Origin of the sequence: Candidatus Kapaibacterium sp. (assembly GCA_025059875.1) — a bacterium.
Classification (GTDB): Bacteria; Bacteroidota; Ignavibacteria; order Kapaibacteriales; family HRBIN21; genus HRBIN21.
The window spans coordinates 112,065-134,236 of record JANXCT010000004.1; the positions used below are offsets into that span (position 1 = coordinate 112,065).

Annotated in this window: 18 protein-coding genes; 13 read left to right on the forward strand and 5 right to left on the reverse strand. The window is 60.6% G+C overall.

From position 1 onward, the window contains the following. Positions 1-15 precede the first annotated feature (15 nt). The 13 genes from metE to NZ960_06215 all read left to right on the forward strand — a co-directional run bounded on the left by metE (position 16) and on the right by NZ960_06215 (position 17,781). Positions 16-2,301, forward strand: a complete 2,286-nt coding sequence (gene metE, locus NZ960_06155) for a 5-methyltetrahydropteroyltriglutamate--homocysteine S-methyltransferase (GenBank protein ID MCS7177183.1) — start codon at positions 16-18, stop codon at positions 2,299-2,301. After that, positions 2,298-3,971 carry a short-chain dehydrogenase gene (locus NZ960_06160; protein ID MCS7177184.1) on the forward strand — a complete coding sequence of 558 codons (1,674 nt, stop codon included), beginning with the start codon at positions 2,298-2,300 and terminating at the stop codon, positions 3,969-3,971. The genes metE and NZ960_06160 overlap by 4 nt, the downstream gene beginning before the upstream one ends. After that, positions 3,949-4,575, forward strand: a complete 627-nt coding sequence (purN, locus tag NZ960_06165) for a phosphoribosylglycinamide formyltransferase (protein MCS7177185.1) — start codon at positions 3,949-3,951, stop codon at positions 4,573-4,575. The genes NZ960_06160 and purN overlap by 23 nt, the downstream gene beginning before the upstream one ends. An 84-nt stretch (positions 4,576-4,659) precedes the next feature. Then, positions 4,660-6,792 (forward strand): elongation factor G, encoded by a 2,133-nt coding sequence (locus NZ960_06170; protein ID MCS7177186.1) that lies wholly within the window; start codon positions 4,660-4,662, stop codon positions 6,790-6,792. Positions 6,793-6,862: 70 nt separating this feature from the next. Beyond that, entirely contained in the window at positions 6,863-7,375 is a 513-nt protein-coding gene (locus NZ960_06175) for an NADH-quinone oxidoreductase subunit J (GenBank protein MCS7177187.1), read from the forward strand. Between the two features lie 12 nt (positions 7,376-7,387). Beyond that, a complete protein-coding gene (gene nuoK, locus NZ960_06180) occupies positions 7,388-7,696 on the forward strand; it encodes an NADH-quinone oxidoreductase subunit NuoK (GenBank protein ID MCS7177188.1) in 309 nt (102 codons plus the stop codon). A 119-nt stretch (positions 7,697-7,815) separates the two neighbouring features. Further along, positions 7,816-8,643 carry a squalene/phytoene synthase family protein gene (locus NZ960_06185; GenBank protein ID MCS7177189.1) on the forward strand — a complete coding sequence of 276 codons (828 nt, stop codon included), beginning with the start codon at positions 7,816-7,818 and terminating at the stop codon, positions 8,641-8,643. Then, positions 8,597-9,517, forward strand: a complete 921-nt coding sequence (locus tag NZ960_06190; GenBank protein ID MCS7177190.1) for a squalene/phytoene synthase family protein — start codon at positions 8,597-8,599, stop codon at positions 9,515-9,517. The genes NZ960_06185 and NZ960_06190 overlap by 47 nt, the downstream gene beginning before the upstream one ends. Positions 9,518-9,571: 54 nt before the next feature. Then, positions 9,572-12,319: a DNA polymerase I gene (polA, locus tag NZ960_06195; protein MCS7177191.1), complete on the forward strand. Its 2,748-nt coding sequence runs from the start codon at positions 9,572-9,574 to the stop codon at positions 12,317-12,319. Between the two features lie 764 nt (positions 12,320-13,083). Continuing rightward, complete coding sequence (locus tag NZ960_06200; protein MCS7177192.1) at positions 13,084-13,548, forward strand: Lrp/AsnC family transcriptional regulator; 465 nt, start codon at positions 13,084-13,086, stop codon at positions 13,546-13,548. 27 nt (positions 13,549-13,575) lie between these two features. Further along, the gene (locus NZ960_06205; GenBank protein MCS7177193.1) at positions 13,576-15,762 is read left to right on the forward strand and encodes a glutamine synthetase III; all 2,187 of its coding nucleotides are present in this window, start codon (positions 13,576-13,578) and stop codon (positions 15,760-15,762) included. 74 nt (positions 15,763-15,836) lie between these two features. Further along, positions 15,837-16,484, forward strand: coding sequence for a recombination regulator RecX (locus NZ960_06210; GenBank protein MCS7177194.1), 648 nt, complete (start codon positions 15,837-15,839; stop codon positions 16,482-16,484). Further along, the gene (locus tag NZ960_06215; protein ID MCS7177195.1) at positions 16,474-17,781 is read left to right on the forward strand and encodes an OmpA family protein; all 1,308 of its coding nucleotides are present in this window, start codon (positions 16,474-16,476) and stop codon (positions 17,779-17,781) included. Before NZ960_06210 ends, NZ960_06215 begins: the two co-directional genes overlap by 11 nt. Here the strand turns inward: NZ960_06215 and NZ960_06220 are convergent. The 5 genes from NZ960_06220 to NZ960_06240 are packed head-to-tail and all read right to left on the reverse strand — an operon-like array spanning position 17,747 to position 22,112. Continuing rightward, positions 17,747-18,445, reverse strand: a complete 699-nt coding sequence (locus NZ960_06220; GenBank protein MCS7177196.1) for an ATP-binding cassette domain-containing protein — start codon at positions 18,443-18,445, stop codon at positions 17,747-17,749. The two genes, NZ960_06215 and NZ960_06220, sit on opposite strands and share 35 nt — an antisense overlap. Beyond that, positions 18,436-18,897 (reverse strand): hypothetical protein, encoded by a 462-nt coding sequence (locus tag NZ960_06225; GenBank protein MCS7177197.1) that lies wholly within the window; start codon positions 18,895-18,897, stop codon positions 18,436-18,438. Before NZ960_06225 ends, NZ960_06220 begins: the two co-directional genes overlap by 10 nt. Then, positions 18,887-19,579: a dephospho-CoA kinase gene (coaE, locus tag NZ960_06230; protein ID MCS7177198.1), complete on the reverse strand. Its 693-nt coding sequence runs from the start codon at positions 19,577-19,579 to the stop codon at positions 18,887-18,889. Before coaE ends, NZ960_06225 begins: the two co-directional genes overlap by 11 nt. Beyond that, the gene (purL, locus tag NZ960_06235) at positions 19,576-21,804 is read right to left on the reverse strand and encodes a phosphoribosylformylglycinamidine synthase subunit PurL (GenBank protein MCS7177199.1); all 2,229 of its coding nucleotides are present in this window, start codon (positions 21,802-21,804) and stop codon (positions 19,576-19,578) included. Before purL ends, coaE begins: the two co-directional genes overlap by 4 nt. Next, the gene (locus NZ960_06240; GenBank protein ID MCS7177200.1) at positions 21,804-22,112 is read right to left on the reverse strand and encodes a hypothetical protein; all 309 of its coding nucleotides are present in this window, start codon (positions 22,110-22,112) and stop codon (positions 21,804-21,806) included. Before NZ960_06240 ends, purL begins: the two co-directional genes overlap by 1 nt. Positions 22,113-22,172 lie beyond the last annotated feature (60 nt).

Sequence of the window (22,172 nt, forward strand, 5' to 3'; positions counted from 1 at the left end):
CGCCCAATGAGCAGCGTGCTGACTTTCGCATTTGGATTCCCCCGCCTTGGAGAGCGCCGACAGTACAAGACGCTCCTTGAGGGCTACTGGTCCGGCTCCGTGGACGAAGAGGGACTGCTACAGGGCATGGCCGCCCTCCGCGAGGAACGGCTGCGAGAGTACCGCTCGATGGACCTCATCCCGAGCAACGAGCTCTCCCTCTACGATCCCATGCTGGACACCGCCGTGATGGTTGGGGCTCTTCCTCAACGAATCGGCCCCTACGACGGGCTGTCTTCCTACTTTGCCCTAGCTCGCGGCAAGCAAGCCTTGGAACTGACGAAGTGGTTCAACACGAACTACCACTACCTCGTCCCGGAGCTCGAACAGCCTAACTTCCAGCTCTCGCGGAACTTCCCGCTGGAAGACGTCCGCTTCTATCGCCAGCGAGGGGTAGAGACGGTTCCCACGATCATCGGCCCCTATACCTTCCTGCGGCTTTCCAAGCGCTCACACTCCTCCAACGGTGTCCTCCGCATCACGCCCCTAAGCGACGAAGAGTTCCACGTGTTCAGCTCAGCGTTGCTGCCCGTATACGTGGAAGTTCTGGAGAGCCTACGCAGCGAAGGGGTAGCTCTTGCTGTGCTCCACGAACCCGCTCTTGCTCTAGACGTCCCGAACGCACACTGGGAGTTGGTGGCGCAATGGTATGGTGAACTCAGCCGCTGCGGGCTCCCACTGTGGGTGCTCTGCTACTACGACAGCGTCTCCGACTTCCAGCGGTACTGCGAGCTGCCTGTGGCCGGTATCGGGCTGGACTTCGTCTCGAACTCCGAGAACTGGGAAGCCCTCCAGCGCTTCGGCTTTCCGAGGGAGAAGGCCCTGATTGCCGGCATTGTCAGCGGACGGCAGGTCTGGCGCTCGGATTTGGAAGAGCTTCTACGCTTCGTCGAAAGCCTTACCCGACTTGCCGATAGCGTTGTTCTCGCCCCGTCCTGTCCCCTGTGGCACCTACCGATTACGACAACCGTAGAATCACGCCTTCCGGAGGGACTCCGAGAGCGCTTGGCATTCGCTCGGGAGCGGATCGAGGAGCTGTGGCTACTGAAGGCGGCATGGGAAGGCGACACTTCTGCCTTACAGCGTGTCAAGGAGCAGTCGGCCCTCGTGCACCAACCCTTTGCTCGCAATGAACGGGTGCGCCAGCGCCTAGCAGCTCTAACGGAGAGTGACTTCCACCGAAGCCCCCCCGCAGCCGAACGCCGCGCTCTCCAACGCAAGCTCCTACACCTCCCCGTACTGCCAACGACGACTATTGGGTCCTTCCCCCAGACGGCCGAACTACGCCGCCTTCGAGCCCAATACCGCCGTGGGGAGCTCTCTGCTGAGGAGTACGATACCGCTATCCAGCAGTACATCCGCCACGCTATCGCCATCCAAGAGGAGCTGGGGTTGGATGTGCTCGTCCACGGGGAGTTCGAGCGCAGCGACATGGTGGAGTACTTCGCTGAACGCTTGGAGGGGTTCGCCACAACTGAACACGGCTGGGTACTCTCCTACGGCTCCCGAGTCTACCGTCCGCCCATCATCTACGGAGACGTCTGGCGTCCCCAACCGATGACTGTGCGTGACATTACGTATGCCCAGTCGCTTACCCGTAAGCCCGTCAAGGGGATGCTCACCGGCCCAGTGACAATGCTCCTCTGGAGCTACTGGCGCCCTGACATTCCGGCTGAAGAGTTAGCCTACGAGATAGCACTAGCCCTAGCCGATGAGGTCCGCGACCTGGAGAATGCTGGCATTCGCATCATCCAGATAGACGAGCCTGCCTTTCGGGAAGGAGCCCCACTGAAGCGGCGCCACTGGGATGAGTACTTCCGATGGGCAACACGAGCCTTCCGCCTTTGCCATGCCCGAGCTCGCCCGGAGACACAGATCCACACCCACATGTGCTATTCGGAGTTCAACGACATCCTGCCCTACATCGCCCAATTGGACTTCGACGTGCTCTCCATCGAGGGCTCGCGCAGCAAGGGGGAGATTGTAGACAGCTTCTCTCAGCTCCCGCCGGGCAGCCTCCACGTCGGAGTTGGCGTTTACGACGTCCACTCCCCTGCTGTTCCCAGCCCTGAAGAGGTCGAGGCAATCCTCCAACGCGTTCTCAATGTGTTGCCGCCAGAGGCTGTATGGGTCAACCCCGACTGCGGGTTGAAGACTCGGAAATGGGATGAGGTCATCCCTGCACTCCACAACATGGTCACCGCAGCCCGCCGTGTGGCTCAGAGACTCGAGTACCACACCACACAGCAAGATCGCTCATGAGGCTAGAGTCGCAGACCGTACTGGTGCTCGGCGGCTGGGGGTTGGTAGGGTCTGCCGTCTGCCGCCGCATTCTCCAAGAATCCCCGAAGCGACTCATTGTCACCTCCCTGCGCCGAACAGAAGCAGAGGAAGCGGCTGCCGACTTCCGCCGACTCTTCCCCTCTGTCAGCATCGAGGCCTGGTGGGGGGATATCTTCGTCCGCAGCGCCTGGAAGGACCTTCCCCGTAGCGACCTTCTTGCCAATCCTACAACACGGGCTGCCCTCATTGAAGATATCCTCAGCGAGCTGGAAGAAACACGCCTCCAACAGTCTGCACTCTACGAACTCCTCACCACCACTCGCCCCGACATCGTCGTCGACTGCATCAACACTGCCACCGCCATTGCCTACCAGGACATCTACAGTGCTGCCGCTGCCGTTTGGCATGGTCTTCAGCACCACGAGTTTCCCGTGGAAGCCACGGAACGCCTTCTGAGCAGCCTCTACATTCCGCAACTGATTCGCCACATTCAGATCCTCTACCACAGCCTCCTCGCTGCCGGCACTCGCCTGTACTTGAAGGTTGGCACGACAGGGACCGGCGGTATGGGATTGAACATCCCGTATACCCACAGCGAAGAGCGGCCTTCACGAGTCCTCCTGGCGAAGTCCGCCGTTGCTGGAGCCCAATCCTTACTGCTGTTCCTCATGGGCCGTACTCCCGGAGCCCCAATCGTCAAAGAGGTCAAACCTGCCGCCATCATCGCTTGGAAGCGAATTGCCTACGACACGGTACTCTTCCGTGGGCGTCCGCTCATGCGCGTTGATCTCCCCCCTGAAGAGGCCTTGGAGCTCGGGGATACTCTCCCTAGCCATCCACCGACAGCCCTCCGTCGCTTCGAAGAACCGCTGCGCTCTGTCTTCATTGACACGGGAGAGAATGGAGTTTTCGCCCGGGCTGAATTCGAGACCGTCAGCGCTCTCGGACAGATGGAACTTGTCACACCCGAAGAGATCGCCGATATCGTCGTCCGTGAAATCCTTGGTGGTAACACCGGTCACGACACGATTGCTGCGCTCGACAGCGCCGTATTGGGTCCCAGTTACCGCGGCGGTGTCCTACGCCACATCGCTCTGGAAGAGCTGCGCCGGTTAGAGCAGCAACACGGTAGTGAAGGAGTTGCCTTCGAGATGCTCGGCCCGCCGCGACTCACGAAACTACTCTACGAAGCCCATCTCCTACGGCGAGCCTTTGGTACCCTCCAGACAGTGCTCGAACACACCCCAGAAGATTTGGCAGCAAGCCTCTGGAACCTCCTCTGCCGCGACGACCGCTTGCGTTCGCAGATCCTGACCGTCGGCCTTGCCATCCTCCTGCCCGATGGACGCCACTACTTGCGCGGCGCTGAGCTGAAAGTCCCAAGCCCAGAGGAAGACCACCGCTGCACCCCAGAAGCCATCAACCGCTGGTGCGAATCAGGCTGGATTGACCTTCGCCCCTGGAACATGGAACGCTGGCAAGCACGCCTTCGGAAGATGGCCGCCCTTGCCCAAGCCGACAACACAGACAAGAGCTCCGCCGTGGGGGAATGGTATCTACAGTGGTCTCAGCTCCAAGCCCTCAACGAGGGAAGCCTCGCTGCTTGGATTCTGACCTACGAAGAGCATGGCACCCGCGCCAAGCGCTGAGCAGTGCCCCCCCGTTCGTGTCGCTATCTTCGCCTCTGGGCGAGGCAGCAATGCTGAAGCTCTCCTGCGCTTCTCCCAACGACCAGAAGCCCTATACCGCGTCGTGTTCATTCTCAGCAACAACTCTACCGCAGGGGTCCGGCAGGTTGCCGAACGCTACGGAGTCCCATTCATCCATCTCAGTAGCCACACGCACCCCGATCCCACAGCATACACCGAAGCCCTCCTGGCGATCCTCCGAGAGCATAGGGTAGAACTGATAGCGCTAGCTGGCTACCTCAAGAAGGTACCACCAGCCATAGTAGAAGCCTACCCCGGACGCATCTTGAACATCCACCCCGCACTGCTACCACACTTCGGCGGTCCGGGGATGTACGGACTCCGTGTCCACGAAGCCGTCTTACGTGCTGGAGAGACCTACTCTGGCGTCAGCGTCCACCTGGTAGAAGAGGAGTACGACACTGGTCCCGTACTCGCCCAGATCCGCATTCCTGTATTGCCAACCGACACTCCGGAGAGCCTAGCAGAGCGGCTCCTTCCCTACGAGCACGAGCTCTACCCTCGGGTCCTCCAGCAGCAAGCCCGCATCCTACGCCACCGCTAACCCCTAACTGCTGACGGGCTCTCCGCGGAAGTTGTATTTTTACGCCTCTATAAAGCATGTCGGATCCCGCCCGGGAGATCTGCAATGAGAGTCTACGATGCACAGCACGTGCGGAATGCCGTCCTGTTGGGTCATGCCGGCTGTGGGAAGACTAGTCTTGCAGAGGCCATTCTCTACTTTGCCGGAGCAACGACTCGCAAGGGAAGCGTTGCTGAGCGCAACACTGTTTCAGACTACCATGAGCTAGAACACGAACGCGGTACCTCCGTCTTCGCAAGCCTCCTTACCTTCGAATGGGAGGGATTCAAGATCAACCTCCTCGACACCCCAGGCTACGACGACTTCATTGGCCAGGTGCTGCCAGCAATCCGGGTAGCAGATGTTGGCTTCCTCCTTGTCAACCTTCAGAGCGGCGTCGAAGTTGGCACCGAGCTGGTTTGGAAATTCGCGGAACGGGAGCGGCTCCCGATTGTCCTCGTCTTGAGCAAGCCCGATATAGACCAGGCCGATTTCGAGCGCACGGTACAGCAAATCCGACAGCGCCTGAGCTCAAACATCGCTATCATCAGCTATCCTGTAGGTACAGGTGCCCAGTTTCGGGGCATCGTAGACATCATTTCCCAGCAGTTCTTCGGAGCCGATGCCCCGAAAGCACCAGCCCATCCCCAGCCACTGCCTCCTGAGGAGAATGAGCGCGTCCAAAACTTCCGGGAAGCACTTATGGAAGCCGTCGCTGTTGCTGACGAAGCGCTCATGGAAGCTTACTTCAGCAACGGCGAGCTAAGCCAAGAGGAGCTTCGGCACGGGTTACGGCAGGCCACGCTCCAGCGGTCTATCTTCCCCATTCTTTGCGTTGGCGCGCATCGGGACATTGGCATCTCACAGTTCCTGCAGTTCCTGACTCACACAATCCCTACGCCCGCAGAGTGCCTCAGAGTGCGGTCTCAGGGCCAGTTCCCCACAAGTGACCCCTCTGGGCCAGCGGTTGCCTTCGTCTACCGAACCCTCTCCGAGCCGAGCTTGGGGGATATGAGCTTCTTCCGAGTCTACTCCGGTACCCTACGGGCGGGCATGGAGTTAGTGAACGCGCAGACGGGCAGCGTAGAGCGCCTACCACAGCTCTTCACCGTCCTTGGCAAGAAGCGTACTGAAGTCTCTCCAATCGCTGCTGGTGACCTTGCTGCCACAGTCAAACTCCGCAACACTCACACAAACAATACCCTCCATGACCGGGGTACTGATGGCTTTGTCATCCCACCAATCGAGTTTCCGCCCCCTCGGGTCCGCGTGGCCGTCGTTCCCGTGCGAAAGGGTGATGAGGAGAAGGTTGGTGCTGCCCTGCATCAGCTCTACGAAGAAGACCCGAGCTACCGGGTTGAACATGCCCAAGAGCTTCGCCAGATTATCCTCCACGGCCAAGGGGAACTCCACTTGGCAGTAGCGCGATGGTTGCTACAGAACCGTTTCCGTGTGGAAGTTGAGTTCGCCGAGCCACGCATCCCCTACCGTGAGACCATCCAAAAGCCTGCTAAAGGCTACTACAAGCACAAAAAGCAGACTGGTGGTGCCGGCCAGTATGCCGAGGTCCACCTCCTCATTGAGCCATACGCAGAAGGCATGCCCGACCCAGCAGGACTCACTGTCCGCAGTAAAGAAGAGTACGACCTCCCGTGGGGCGGCAAGCTCGTGTTCCTAAACTGCATCGTTGGGGGCGTCATAGATGCCCGCTTCATGCCAGCCATCTTGAAGGGGATTATGGAGAAGATGCAAGACGGTCCGCTGACGGGCTCGTATGTCCGAGACATCCGCGTCAGCGTCTTCGACGGAAAGATGCACCCCGTGGACTCCAACGAAGCAGCATTCAAGATTGCCGGCATGATGGCCTTCAAGAACGCATTCTTAGAGGCTGACCCAAGGGTGCTGGAGCCCATTTACGAAGTCACGATCACCGTGCCTGACGAGTTCGTCGGCGCCGTCATGAGCGATCTCCCCGCCCGCCGGGCAACGATCCTTGGTGTGGAAAGCGACGGACCCTATCAGCGCATTCGTGCCCACATGCCGTTAGCAGAGCTGGATAGGTACGCCGCGGCCCTCCGCTCGCTGACTCAAGGGCGGGCTACGTACACTCAGCGCTTCGTCGAGTATGTCCCCGTTCCTCCCCACATCCAGCAGAAGCTCGTTGCAGAACACCGTGCCCAGGCTACGGCAGAAGTCTAAGCAACCCCCTGGGATGGTGCTGTAATTTTGCGTGCTGCTCTGAGTGCTGCTGACACGGAGGGATAGAGTCGTGAGTACTGAGGTCGTGTTCTTCTTCTTGTTTGGAGCTGCTGCAATCGGCTCCGCCTTAGCAGTCATCACGCGCCGCAATCCGCTAGCCTCTGCTCTGTGGATGATTGCCTACTTCCTCATGCTGGCAGGGCTCTACCTGACACTCCAAGCGTCGCTGATTGCCGTCATGCAGGTTCTCATCTACGCTGGCGCCATCATGGTGCTGGTGATCTTTGTCGTCATGCTCCTAAATCTTGGCAACCCTGAACAGCTAAGGGAACACTTCAACCCGAGAGTCGTCTTGGCCAGCGCTCTGGGAGCTTTGCTAGTGCTGCAGTTCCTAGTCCTCTTCGTAAGCCGTCCAACGGGCTACTCTGCGCCCTCTCCGCGTGCTGCCGAGATTGGCTCTCCGGAAACTCTCGGACGAGTGCTCTTCACAGACTACCTCTTCCCGTTCGAGGCAGTCTCTCTCCTCCTGCTGGCAGCAGTCGTTGGCGCCGTCGTCCTGGCGAAGCGGAAACTAGAACCATAGAGCAACACTCCGATGACGCGCCTTCCGCTGGAGGCGTACTTGCTCTTGTCGGCAACCCTATTCACGATTGGGGTTGTCGGTGTGCTAACCCGCCGGAATGCCATCGTCATCCTGATGGCGATAGAGATCATGCTCAACGCCGTCAACCTTTCCCTGGTCGGCTTCTCATCGTACTTAGGGAACCCTGAGGGACAGCTGTTGGTCTTCTTCGTGATGGCTGTGGCAGCGGCGGAGGCTGCCGTCGGATTAGCAATCGTGATCGCGCTCTTCCGGAACCGGCAGACTGTCTACGTTGACGAAGTCAACATCATGCGCTGGTAAGCCTGCCAGGTGGTGTCCAGATACCACGCAAGGAACGGTGGGAAGACCTCCAGGAGCTCTGCCGCGCCGACGGAGGCAAATACATAGTCTCTACCCTCAGCGATGCTTCACGCTTCTGTCTGCGCTGGGCTCGTCAGCACTACGAGAATTTCCCTGTAGCCTCTCTGTTGCTGCCCCCACAGACCCGGGTTCACGTTGCCCATCTATACGCGTTCGCCCGCCTGGCCGATGATATCGCTGACCACCCCACAGCCTCCCCAACCGAAAAACTCCAACTCCTGGAGATGCTAGAGCAGAACCTCCTCGAGGCTCTCCGAGCTGAGTCCCTTCCGGGCAACCCCGTCTTGGCAGCCTTCCGCTCCACGCTCCGCTCAACCAGGCTTCCGCTGAGCCTCCCCAAACGGTTGCTTGTGGCATTCCGCTACGATGCCTGCTTCCAACCGTTTGCCACTTGGCAAGATGTGGAGTGGTACTGTCACCATTCAGCTAATCCGATCGGGGAGGCTCTGCTCTTCCTCCATCAGAGCTGTACTCCACAGGCCCTCTGCGCTTCCAATGCTCTCTGCACCGCACTCCAGGTGCTGAACTTCTGGCAAGACCTCTCGGTTGACCTCCCGCGCGGGCGCTGCTACTTCCCACAACAGCTCTTAGAACGGCATGGACTCCCTGAGCCCACAGCGCTGTGGCAGAATTCTACTAAATTGCGACTGTGCCTTGCAGAGGTAGCTGCCTTTGTCCAGCAGCGACTGGAATGGGCAAAGACTCTCTGGCGAGCCGCTAGCCACCCTCGGCTACGGTGGCAGATTGCCCTGACGTTGGCTGCTGCAGATACGCTCTATAAACGCTTGGTGGATCTGGGTGACCGCGTGCTCAGCTACCGCCCACAGTTGAGTGGCATAGATGGAATTGTCCTTCTCATACGGAGTTGGCGGTACCGGAGCCGCTGAGCTGCCCCCAGGTTTCTCCACCACCGCTCCATACCAAAGCAGCTTCGCCTACTCCTTTTTCCTGCTACCTCGTCCACAGCGAGAAGCCTTGGAGACCGTGTACCGCTTCGCGAATGCAGTTGATAGCCTCGTCGACAACACCCCCAACGATTCGGAAGGAGTGCTTGCCAAGAAGCGGCAGTGGCTTGCTTGGTGGCGGCACCAAGTAGAGAGCATTTACACCGGACGAGGCTTCCACCCAGCGCTCCTTCCCTTAGCCCACGTTGTGGAGCGCTTTCAAATCCCGAAGCAATACCTACTCCTTCTCTTGGATGGCTGCGAGCGTGATCTCGTCCAGCGACGGTACCGCACCTTCGAAGAGCTCAAGGAGTACTGCTACTGCGTTGCCAGCAGCATTGGACTCATCTGCATCGAGATCTTCGGCTACAAGCATCCCCAGACCCGCCAGTACGCAATCTACCTAGGCTACGCTCTGCAATTGACGAACATCTTGCGTGATGTCAAGCTGGACAAGGATCGGGGCTACGTCTACCTCCCCCAGGAAGATCTAGAGCGCTTTGACTACACCGAGGAGGATCTCTTCGAAGAACGTTACGATGAGCGCTTCGTGGAGCTCATGCGGTTTGAAGCCCAGCGAGCACGAAGCTTGTACCATACCGCCCGAATGTATCTCCATCCCGATGACCGAGCCACGCTCTTCGCTGCGGAAGCTATGGACTCCATCTACTACCGTCTGCTGGAGAAGATGGAGCTGGGAGACTTCCAAGTCTTCCGACACCGCTACCGAGTCTCACTCCCTCACAAGCTCTGGATTGCCTTCAAGACATGGCTCTCCAGCTACCTCCTCATTCGTCGCCTTCGAAACCTGGTGTGAGCAGCCCCTTCCAGAATTTTCCGAGGTTCGTTCTACCACAGCATCCTCCCGACTATGGAACGGCGCCTTTATCTGGTAGATGGCATGTCTCTGCTCTTCCGAGCATACCATGCCCTCATGCGCACGGGCCTTCATGCTCCAACCGGCGAACCAACGTTCGCTACCTTCGGCTTCGCAAACATGCTCTTAGCGCTGCTCCGAGCTGAGCAGCCCGAACTTTTGGCCGTCGTTTTCGACACCCCCACCCCCACTTTCCGCCACGAGCAGTATGCCGAGTATAAGGCCACCCGCCAAGCCCCGCCGGAGGATTTAGCAATTCAGCTACAGCATGTCAAAGAACTCCTCGACGCGCTCGGTATCCCTCGCATAGAGCTCCCTGGCTACGAAGCAGACGACGTCATTGCGACGCTTGCCCGTCAGGCAGCTGATGCTGGCTATACCGTCTTCTGTGTCACCTCCGACAAAGATTTCTTCCAGCTCCTCTCTGACCGCATCTGCGTGCTCCGCCCCACAACACAGGAAGGAACGAGCTACCAGCTCTGGGACCTCGAACGCTTACAGCAGGAGTGGGGGCTACAACCTGAGCAGATTGTTGACTTCTTGGCCCTCGTTGGAGATCCTGTGGACAATGTCCCTGGCGTCCAAGGGGTCGGGGAAAAGACCGCCCTACAGCTTCTCCACCGCTTCGGCTCCCTGGAGGGCATCTTCGCTCATCTAGATGCCCTAGACAAGCCCTCCCTCCAGCAACGCCTTCGCGAGAGCTCCGAGGCAGCATTCTTGTCGCGCGAGCTAATACGGTTGCACGTAGATGCTCCGGTAGAGTTCTCTCCAGATGCCCTCCGCCGCCGCTCTCCAGACGTTGCGGCCCTAAGGCAACTGCTGGAGCACCTTGCTATGCGGAGTCTGCGAGACCGGCTTAGTACGCTCTTCCCAGAGCTCCAGCAGAGCGCAGTTCCGGGACCGATGACTTCTGTCACCGCTGTGCACCTCGTCGCTGTGACTTCTACCACCGCGATTGAGGACATGCTCACCCGCCTTCGCCAGGCTGAGTGGATATGCATAGAAGCAGAGACCAGCGGTACTCACGTTGACGCCCAACCCACAGCTCTCCTCCTCTACCCTGGAGGAGAAACTGCCTACTACCTGCCGTTACCGCCTCCTACCCCCACCTCTACCCTACAGCTTACCCAGACTACTCTCTTTGAGTCCCCCACTCCCCAGCAGACCGATGATAGCTCACGCACGCCGGAAATTCTAGCAAAGCTAACCCAGACCCTCCAATCCCACTCAATCCGAGTATGTGGGCATAACACAAAACGCCTCCTGCTGGCTCTCAAGCACCACTCCGTCGCTCTGCCGATTGGTTTCGACACAATGCTAGCCAGCTACGTGCTCAACCCTGACGACCAGCACAACATAGAGCCCCTGGTGCAGAAATGGCTTCCGGAGCTACCTACTATTCGCTGCGAAACCGAGAAGGATATTCCGCCAGAGGCCTCCGCTCTCTGCGAGAATGCCGTGCACACGTTCCATCTGCGCAAAGTTTTGGAAGAGGAGCTCCGTCAGCACGAGATGTTGTGGCTGGCCGAAGAGATTGAGTTTCCGCTGGCGGAAGTTTTAGCTCAAATGGAGTGGAACGGTGTGGCTGTGGACCCTGCGATACTGTGCGAGCTAGGTACCCAGTACCGCCGCGAGCAAGAAGAGCTCCGCCAGCGCATCTATGCTGAGGCTGGCGTAGAGTTCAACATAGACTCACCGAAGCAGCTCGCTGAAGTCCTCTTCGAGAAGTTGCACCTGCCGCCCCTGAAGAAGACAAAGACCGGCTACAGTACCGATGTCTCTGTTCTCTCAGAGCTGGCGCTGAGCTATCCGATCGCAGCCTTAATCCTGGAGTATCGCCAACTGGGAAAGTTGCTCTCCACCTACATCGAAGCGCTACCCCAGTTGATCAATCCTCGCACCGGACGGATCCACACCACCTACAACCAAACTGGAACGAGCACTGGACGCCTCTCCTCCAGTAACCCTAACCTGCAGAACATTCCCGTCCGTGGCGAGCGTGGCCGTGAAATCCGCAAGGCCTTCATCGCACAACGTCCGGATTACGTCCTGCTATCAGCCGACTACTCTCAAATTGAGCTGCGGATCATGGCATACATGAGCGGCGATGAAGGCCTCATTGCTGCCTTCAAAGCCGGGCACGACATCCATGCCGCTACCGCTGCTGGGCTCTTCGGAGTACCCCTAGAGCAAGTAACCCTCGAGATGCGTCGGGCTGCAAAGGTGGTTAACTTCGGCATCATGTATGGGCTTCAACCCTTTGGTCTCGCTCAGCGCTTGAGGATTTCGAAGACCGAGGCTCACCACATCATTCAGCAATACTTCGCCCGTTACCCCGGCATCCGTCGGTACATGGAAGAGACTATCGAACGAGCCCGCCGGCTTGGATACGTGGAGACTCTGTGCGGACGCCGCCGGTACTTCCCGACCATTAGAAGCCGGAATGCAACCGTCCGCGCTGCTGCAGAACGGGCAGCCATCAATGCTCCGATTCAGGGTTCCGCCGCTGACATGATGAAGCGAGCGATGCTAGCCATCCACCACCGCCTCCGCTCTGAACGCCTCCGCACAATGATGATCCTCCAGGTCCATGACGAACTGCTCTTTGAGGTCCCTGAAGAAGAACTCCCAATCGTCCGCGAGCTCGTACGGACGGAGATGCAGGCTGCACTCCCGCTCGGTGATATCCCGATCGTGGTAGAGCTTGGAGTTGGCCGCACTTGGGAAGAGGCTCATGCGTAAGTGCTGTTGCCCTCCAAGAGCCAAGGCACCTTTTCAGCTCCCAATCCCATCCATATCATAGGGTCTACTTGCGACCGTTCATTCGCGATATCCTACCAATCGTTTTCAGAGTATGCCGTCCACAGAATCCTCCCTTGTGGCTTACCGCGCAGCCATAGCAGTTTTGCGTCCGCAGATCTAACCTACGTGAGGGGTACTCCCTACGAAGCAGACTCCCCCACCTTTCCCCACCCTGATGGCGCTTGGCGCCCCCTACCGGGGGCACCAAGCTTTTTTAGGAGGAGGTATCTGGGCTGCACTTGTTCCTTACACCGCGGGTTCTTAGATATGGGCATGGAGAAATTGGCACCGTAAGGACCCAACACAGCCCGTCCGACTGTATTCATGTAGCTGCCAAAAACGAATCGAGCTGAACCTTTCCATCTGTCAAGGAGCAACTTCTCTTGCGATTCCCGGAATCCTCCGGCCCTATCTTGCAGCACCTCCTACTGGCTAGCCTCCCACAAGGCGACGACGTGGACGGCCTTAAATCTGTATCGGCCAAGCAACATCGTACCATCTGGCTATTCTGGGAGTCCCTCTGAGTCTTGGGACGCACAACTATGACCCCTGCCTCCTACAAGGGGCCGCCAGCAGCGATAAGTAGAGGAGCCAGCCACACCCCAACGGCAGAGACGTGCAGAAGAGGAAAGCGTGTGCCAATGTTTGCTCCAAAACTTCTGTAAGTTTGCAACCAGCTGAAGTTGCTCTTGCAAGATCCTGACGTGAAAAAGTTTCCAGAAGTCAAAGACATTGATCGCCTTATTTGCTCTCTGCTACAACGCAATGCACGCTTGACCCTCCGAGAATTAGCTCGGCAGGTTAAGCTCTCCGTGCCAACGGTACGCGAGCACATCCGGAGATTGGAGGAACAGGGCATCATTGAGGGGTACTTCACGAAGCTCAACCACAGAGTCTTCGGCTACGACATCACAGCGTTCATCTCCGTGTTCGTGGAGTCCAGCGTCCACTACCCAGAGTTCCTTGCCCGCTGCAAGCGGCGTCCGGAAATCTTGGAATGCCATGCCATCACCGGCGAGGCATCGCACCTCCTGAAGGTTCGGACGCACGACACAGCCTCGTTGGAGCAGTTGCTGGCAGACATCCAGCGCTGGCCAGGTGTCCGGCGAACGCTAACTAGTCTGGTGCTCTCCACGCACGTTGAAACCCTCGCCTTCCCAATACGGTAGGTCAGTCCCACTCTCCTGGTCTGTGCGATGGCAGCGCCACATCATAGCTACGATGTCATTGCGGCTGCTAAGAACTGGCGACTCAATGGGATACCTACACAGCCAGCGGTACCTGTGGAGGAGATCTTCGCACAGAACGTCTTCACAATCGAGCTCATGCAGCAGCGCCTCTCGAAGCCCGTTTTCCGGTCGCTGCTAGCAACTATCCGTGAAGGGCGGCAATTGGATCCTTCGATTGCCGACACGGTCGCTTTGGCGATGAAGGAATGGGCACTGGAGCGAGGTGCAACACACTACGCCCACTGGTTCCAGCCGCTGACCGGTAGCACTGCTGAGAAGCACGAGAGTTTCATCACTCCAAATGCTGGCGGTGGGGCAATTGCCGAGTTTTCGGGGAAAGACCTCATCCAGGGAGAGCCTGACGCCTCTTCGTTCCCTAGCGGAGGGCTTCGTGAGACCTTTGAGGCACGCGGGTATACAGCATGGGACCCCACTTCCCCTGCTTTCATTATGGAGCATCCCAACGGGGCCACGCTCTGCATCCCCAGCGTCTTCGCCTCCTGGACCGGAGACGCCTTAGACTACAAGCTCCCCTTGCTGCGCTCTGTGGAGGCTCTCAACCGACAAGCCTTACGAATACTGCGCCTCTTCGGAGACCAACGTACGATGAAGGTCTACGCCACTGCGGGTGCCGAGCAGGAGTACTTCCTCGTGGACGAGGAGTTCTACTTTCGCCGTCCTGATCTCTTCCTCTGCGGGCGCACGCTCTTCGGCGCCCGCCCACCCCGAGGGCAGGAGCTTCAAGATCACTACTTCGGCTCCATCCCCGAGCGCGTGCTCAGCTTCATGAGCGACGTGGAGTACCAGCTCTACAAGATTGGTGTCCCCGTCAAGACGCGTCACAACGAGGTTGCCCCCGGGCAGTATGAGATTGCGCCGCTATACGAGCACTGCAACATCTCGGCAGACCACCAGCAGCTCATCATGCAGGTGCTGCGCAACACCGCTCGCAAGTACGGCATGGTCTGCTTGCTCCACGAAAAGCCTTTCGCTGGCATCAACGGTAGTGGGAAGCACACGAACTGGTCCCTTGCGACGGACACTGGCATCAATCTCTTGGATCCAGGCGAGACGCCACACGAGAACATGCTCTTCCTCTTCTTCTGCGCGGCGGTACTGAAGGCTGTTGACGTGCACCAGGACCTGCTCCGCATCAGCGTCGCTTCGGCAGGCAACGACCACCGTCTCGGTGGACACGAAGCACCGCCAGCCGTCATCTCGGTCTTCTTGGGAGAGCAGTTGACCGAAATCTTCGAGTTGCTGGGCAAGGAATCGATGCGCCGACGGCGAAGTAGCAGTGGGCTGCTAGGGTTGGGCATTCCCGTGCTACCGCCTCTGCCGAGGCACGGGGGTGATCGGAACCGAACCTCACCCTTTGCCTTCACCGGTAACAAGTTTGAGTTCCGTGCTGTTGGGGCATCGCAGAACATCGCATTCCCGCTGACCGTGCTCAACACGATCGTAGCGTGGGCCATTGACGAGATGGCAACCGAGCTAGAGCAGTGGCTAGAACGTGGGGCTTCGCTAGAGGAAGCACTGCGGAACGTCCTGCGACAGACCTTCCAACGCCACCAGCGGATTGTGTTCAACGGTGACAACTACTCCCCAGCCTGGGCGCAGGAGGCATGGAGGCGCGGATTGCTAAACCTCACAAACGCCGTGGACGCTATCGAACGGCTAACAGAACCCAAGAATCGAGAGCTCTTTGCTCGCTACGGAGTGCTCAACGACCGGGAGCTGGAAGCTCGCCAACAGGTGCTCTTCGACCAGTACAGCAAGACCACCGCCATCGAGGCTGAGACGGCTACCTGGATTGCCCAGACGATGGTCTTCCCGGCAGCGGCTGCGAACATCCGGGAGCTAGCGGAGTCGGCTCAGGCACTGAAAGCTCTGAAGGTTCCCTGCAGTAGCATCTCGAGGTTACTGCGTGAGATTGCCGCAGCCGCCGACGAGCTGGACGCCCGCATCGCCGATCTCCAGCGGGTACTCCAGCAAATGCCCAGCGAAGGCTCTGCACAGCGTGCTGCCTACGCCCGCGATGCTATCCTGCCACGGCTGGAAGCCTTACGGCCCATTGTAGACGAGCTGGAACGCCTGGTGGCCGACCAGTATTGGATGCTGCCAAGCTACCGGGAGATGCTCTTCGTCAAGTGAGCCCAGCCACCTGCGGGGAGGCACGGAGGGCACGTCTCTGCCGTCAATAGCGGCGGAGTAGGAGGACGCGTGACATGCGAGTCGTCCAGATTCGCCAGAGTGGGCAACTAGAAGGCGTGGTATGCCTAGACGACGGCAGCGAGCTCGTCTGTCCCTTGTCGGTCCTCGCTGACTTCGGACTACGTAAGGGGCAGGAGCTCCCACCCAATGTACTGACACAGCTCTGCCGGGAGAGTCTGCGCTGGCGTATCCGACATACAGCCCTCCGCTTCTTGGCGCGGCGGGCACACTCTCGCAGAGAACTCCGGAGCAAGCTCCTACGCAAGTTCCCCGAGGATTCCGAGCTTGTGGAATCCGTTCTGCAAACCCTCGCTGAGGAGGGCTATCTGGACGACGCCGCATACGCGGAGGCGTTTGTCTGCCAGCGACTGGAGCGGAGTGCCGCTTCGCCAGCACGGCTTGTTGTTGAGCTCCGCCAGCGAGGGGTTGATGCGGAACTCGCCGTATCCACCGTCCAGCGGTACCTCCCGGACTCTGCGCTCATAGAGCAGGCACGCCGGGCAGCAGCACGCAAGTTGCGCTCTCTGCACCGCAAGGCCCCAGAACAGCGGTGGCGGGCGCTCGCTGCCTACTTAGGACGACAGGGCTTCCCAGCAGCTGTCATCCGACGCGTCCTGCAAGAGTCTTTTCCCGACACCGCTGGAGTAGAGGATGTCGAGTAGCACTGTCGTTGGGCTTGCCCTCGGCCTACTGGGAAGACTGTGTCTCCAGGCCGTAGAAGGGCCTCCGCACATCCACTGCAAGGTGCGTTTGCCCGAACAGTTCAACACTCACCAGCCCACCATCCTGCCGCTACTCTCTCCAGACGGCAAGCGACTGTACGTAGACCGTAAGCACCATCCAGGAAACACCGGCGGGATGCGCGATCCCGACGAAATTTGGTATGCTGAGCGGCTCCCCGATGGTAGCTGGTCTGAGCTGCGAAACGTCGGTCCACCGCTCAACACGCCTGGTAGCGACGTCCTCTGCGCCTTCAGCCCTGATGGGCGAGAAGCGCTCGTCTTCGGCATCTACCGGCCCGATGGCAGCAAGCAGAGTGGCTTCTCTGTCAGCCGCTGGACCGACTCCGGTTGGGGCTTCCCGCAGCCGTTGCGAATCCGCAACTTCTACAATCTCTCGCAGCACTACTATGCCACCTGGTCACCGGACCGGCGCGTGCTCATCCTCAGTCTCCAGCGGCTGGACTCCTACGGCGGGTTAGACCTGTACGTCTCCCGCTACGACTCGCTCTCCGGCGAGTGGACGGAGCCGGAGAACATGGGGCCCGTTCTCAACACCAGCGGAATGGAGGGCTCGCCCTTCCTGGCTCCCGATGGGCAGACGCTCTACTTCTTCTCTACCGGCCACCGTGGCTCCGGCGGCATGGACCTCTTCATGAGCCGCCGACTGGATGAGAGTTGGAAACACTGGAGCACACCGGTCAACTTAGGCCCAGAAGTCAACACCCCTGCCGACGAGGCCAGTATCAGCCTGACCTCGCGAGGGGACACTGCCTACATCGTCTCAGCAGACCTGCAGACACGCCAACCAGGCATCTACGCCGTCTGCTTGGCCGAGAACCTCCGGCCCCTCCCCGTAGTAGAGCCCTCCCAGCCTCCACCAGCTCCGACGACAGTACTTCGGCTCTTCTTCGCCTTCAACCGCTGGGAGCTCTCAGCAGCGGCGCAGCAGCAGCTTGCCGACTTCATGCGGCAGATAGAGGTGGATTCACTGGCCGCCGTCCTTGTCGAGGGGCATACTGACGACGTCGGCCCAGAGCCCTACAATGCATGGCTCTCCCGCAAGCGGGCAGAGACAGTCGCTCAAGAGCTCATCCGACTGGGGATTCCCTCCTCAGCGCTGCAGGTAGCCGGTTACGGGAGTTCCCGGCCTCTGGTTGCAGGGACAACGGCGTCGGCGCGGCAGCAGAATCGCCGGGTGGAGATCACGGTCCGCTACCGCTCTGGGGCTCCGCCGTAGTGATGCGGACGACGTGGCCGTCCTGGAGCTCGATCCGGAGCGTCGCCGGCAAGAGAGCCAAGAGATCGGCGCTGTGGGTTGCTACCAGGACGGTGGTACCCTGCGCATGGACTCGGCGGAAGAGCTCGGCGATATGAGCCGTTGTCGCCGGCTCCACGTTACCAGTAGGCTCGTCGGCCAGCAGGAGCCGAGGACGTGGCAGCAGAGCACGGGCAATCGCCACCAACTGCTGCTCGCCGCCGGAGAGAGCCGCCGGGCGCTTGTGCCGAAGGTAGCTGATGCCCAGCTCGGCGAAGAGCTCCAGTACCATTGCCTGCGCCTGCCGCGTGGGGACCCCACGGGCCAGCAGGGGCAACAGCACGTTCTCGTAGGCTGTCTCGCAAGGTAGCAGGCGGCAGTCTTGAAAGACAATCCCCATTTGGCGTCGCAGGCGCTGCAGTTCGCGGAAAGGGAGCTGCGCCAGCTTCATCCCATCCACCCAGACCGAGCCCGATTGAGGGGAGAGCTCGCGGTAGAGGAGACGGAGCGTCGTCGTCTTGCCCGAACCCGTTGGACCCGTCAAGACTGCAAAGGCCCCCTCCGGTACCGTGAAGCTCACGGCCGAGAGCGCCGGAACGAAGTGGCCCTCGTAGTAGACCGTAACCTCCTGCAGTTCTACCCGCATGTCGCCTCCGGGGTGGAGATGCGCACGTTCGGATGGTGCTCCGGCGCCAGTAGCTGAGCCTCCACGTAAGCCTGTTGCACCCGCTGCTGGATGACTTCGTGTGGGAGCACGACCTGGAGCTGGCGCCCAGTGGCGATACGCCGCGTCCCAACGAAGGCCTCCACCGTGCACCAGACGCGATTCCCCTGCAGCTCGGTAACCTCCGCCCGAATGCGCACGTCGGCCCCAACAGGCGCCATGGCTTCGTGCCGCAGGTGGAGCTCTGCCCCGACAGCATTCTCCCCAGGCTCGAAAAACGGCTCAATCGCACGCCGAGCGGCCACCTCAGCGTGGTACGCCAACCAGAAGGTGGAGTAGACCGGATGCACCACGCAACCATCCAGGATGGCCACCATCTCCGGGCTGACGCGCACGACGAGCTCCGCTACCGAACCAAGGACCTCAGCCCGCATCGTGCCTCTCTGACGCAGAGGATACATCCGGTAGAACTTCGGTCTGCTCTGACGGCGGCACCCGTGGTGGCAGAGTGCGGAGGAGTGCCGCGAGGAAGTCAACGCTCTGCCTGAGCTCCTCGAGGCTCCCGTCGTTGGCGAGCACGATGTCGGCTTGGAGGCGCTTGGACGACGGGGATTGCTGTGCGGCTTCACGCGCTGCAATCTGCTCCTCGCTCCAGCCCCGCTGGCGGAGCCGCTCGCGGCGCTTGGACTCCTGAGCATCCACGACGATGACGTAATCGAAGGCCTCGTCCAGGCCCGTCTCGAAGACGAGCGCTGCCTCCACGACGACCAACCGTGCCCCTTCCGATGCTAAATGCTGGATGTGTTCCGCGAGCGCCTCCAGTACTCGCGGGTGGACGAGCTCCTCCACGAACTGCCGCGCTCGGCGATGCTGCGGCGTCCTCCCGAAGATGCGAGCAGCGAGCGCTGCAGTCTGCAGCCGCCCATCGGGTCCGAAGATGTCCGCGCCGAAGGCCTGCTGTAGCCGTTCCCGAAGCTCGGGATCGGTCTCCACGAGCTCCTTCGCCATCTGGTCGGCGTCCAGCACAGAGATGCCGCTTCGGCGGAGGAGTTCAGCGACAGTGCTTTTCCCGCTCCCTGGGGCACCGGTCAGGGCAATCAGCACAGGCTCGCTCATATGCGCTCTACGAGCTCCGGGAGTGCTTGCTCGTACCGATGCCGGAGCTCGGTCACAGTAGTCTCCACAACCCCTTGCAGCACGAACCGGTCACGCACGACCCAGCCAAGCTCCACACACGGCAGCCCCCACTCCCGGCAGAGTTGCACCACATCGGCCACATGCTCAGGTGGCACGGAGACCACCACCCGGGTCTGCGCCTCCCCGAAGAGCTGTGCCGCCGTGAGCTCCCACGGCAGGACAAGCTCCGCCCCCAGCGCACCCTCAGAGGCGATCGCCTTCTCGGCCAGGCAGATTGCCAGCCCCCCTTCGGAGCAGTCGTGTGCCGAGCGGAGCCACCGGCGTCGGATGGCCGTCAGTAGCAGTTGCTGAAGACGGCGTTCCTCCTCCAGTTCCAGCGTCGGCGCGTCGCCGGCCACCATCCCGTGGAAGAGCCACAGGTACTCCGAGCCGCCCAACTCTGCCCGCTGCGGCCCAATCAGCAGCACGACATCCCCTTCCGCCCGAAAGCCCATGCCGACGACGGCCGTCACGTCCTCCACCAACCCCAGCATCCCAATGACGGGCGTGGGGTAGACCACAGAGCGCGGCGATGCGTTGTAGAAGCTCACGTTCCCGCCCGTCACCGGGGTCCCAAAGGTTCGGCAGGCATCCCCCATGCCTCGGACGGCCTCGCGGAATTGCCAGAAGACCTCGGGGTCGTACGGGTCCCCGAAGTTGAGGCAGTTCGTGATAGCAACCGGCTCGGCCCCAACGCAGGCCACATTCCGGGCGGCCTCTGCGACCGCGATCTGGGCCCCGCGGTAGGGGTTGAGGTAGACGTAGCGGCTGTTGCAGTCCACGCTTGCGGCAATGCCGCGGCCGGGGAGCTCGCGCAGCCGCAGTACGGCAGCATCGGCCATGCCGGGCAGGAGCACGGTGTTCGTCTGCACCTGATGGTCGTACTGCTCGAAGACCCAGCGCTTGCTGGCAATCGTGGGGCTTGTCAGCAGCCGCCAGAAGGCCTCCTCCGGCGGAACAGGCTCCGGAAGGTCCTCGGGCTTCACGGCTCGGAGCTCTTGCAGGTAGGCCGGCTCACGCGCCTCTCGATCGTACTGCGGCGCCCCTTCGCCGGCCACCAACGTCCAGGCAGGGACCTCGGCCACCAGCTCCCCATGCCGGTAGTAGCGCAGGATACCGTCCTCGGTCACTTCCCCAATCCGTGCGCAGCCGATTCCCCACTTACGGCAAATCCCCTCCGCAATCGACTCCGTGCCCCGGCGCAGCACGACCAGCATCCGCTCCTGCGACTCGGAGAGCAAGATTTCGTAAGCGCTCATCCCTGGGTCGCGCAGCGGCACGGCGTCCAAGTCTATCCGCATCCCCACGCGCCCGCGGGCACTCATCTCGGAGGTTGAGCAGCAGATGCCCGCAGCCCCCATGTCCTGCATCCCCACGACGATGCCGGCATCGCGCAGCTCCAGCACTGCCTCCAGCAGCAGCTTCTCAGCGAAAGGGTCCCCGACCTGCACCGACGGACGCATGTCCTGCTGCCCATCCTCGAACGTCCGCGAGGCCAAGAGCGACGCCCCGTGGATCCCATCCCGCCCCGTTCGGTTGCCGATGAGGTAGACCGGGTTCCCCACCCCGCGGGCCACCGAAGGGATGATGCGGTCTATGGGCACAATCCCCACGGCCATGGCGTTGACCAGAGGATTGTCGGCGTAGCAGGGCTGGAAGTACACCTCGCCGCCGACCGTGGGCACTCCGAAGGCATTGCCGTAGTCGCCGATCCCACGCACGACGCCGCAGACCAGGTAGCGCGTCCGCGCGTCCTTGAGTTCCCCGAAGCGCAGGGAGTCCAGCACAGCGATTGGCCGCGCGCCCGTGGTGAAGATGTCCCGCAGGATGCCTCCTACGCCGGTTGCTGCCCCTTGGTACGGCTCTACCGCCGAGGGGTGGTTGTGGCTCTCGATCTTGAAGGCAATCGCATACCCGCCGCCGATGTCCACCATACCGGCATTCTCGTTGCCGGAGAGCACCCGCCCGCCCGTCCGCGGCAGCGTCCGCAGGAGCTTCAGCGAGTTCTTGTAGCTACAGTGCTCGCTCCACATCACCGCGAACATCCCCAGCTCCGTGGGGTTGGGCTCCCGACCCAGGAGCTGCACAATCCGCTCGTACTCCTCGGCGGTCAACCCCAGTGCCAAGGCCGTCTCCACCGTTGCCGTCAGCTCACGCTGCAGCATCAGCGTCCTAAGAGCAGTTCCACGAAGCGCACGAGCAGGAACCACCCAACGGCGACCCCGGCGACGCCGCCGGTCGCAATCCCCAGGAGCGTCATCCAAAAGGCGAAGCGGCTCTGCGACCGGAAGCGCCGAAACATGTACCCGCGCCAGTTACAGTGGTGGCAGCGGTAGAGCACTAACGCCGGGCTGAAGAGCTTCATGAACCGCTCAAACGCATTGCGGCTGTGCGAACGGTACATCCGCCCAACCGTCTTGCACCGCGGGCATCGCCGCAGTGTCGGGCTACTCCGCTGCCGGAAGGTCGTCATGCCTGCACCCTCGCCGTCACAAAATTAGCCCTCCGGGCAGAGAGGACTCCTCCTTCTGCA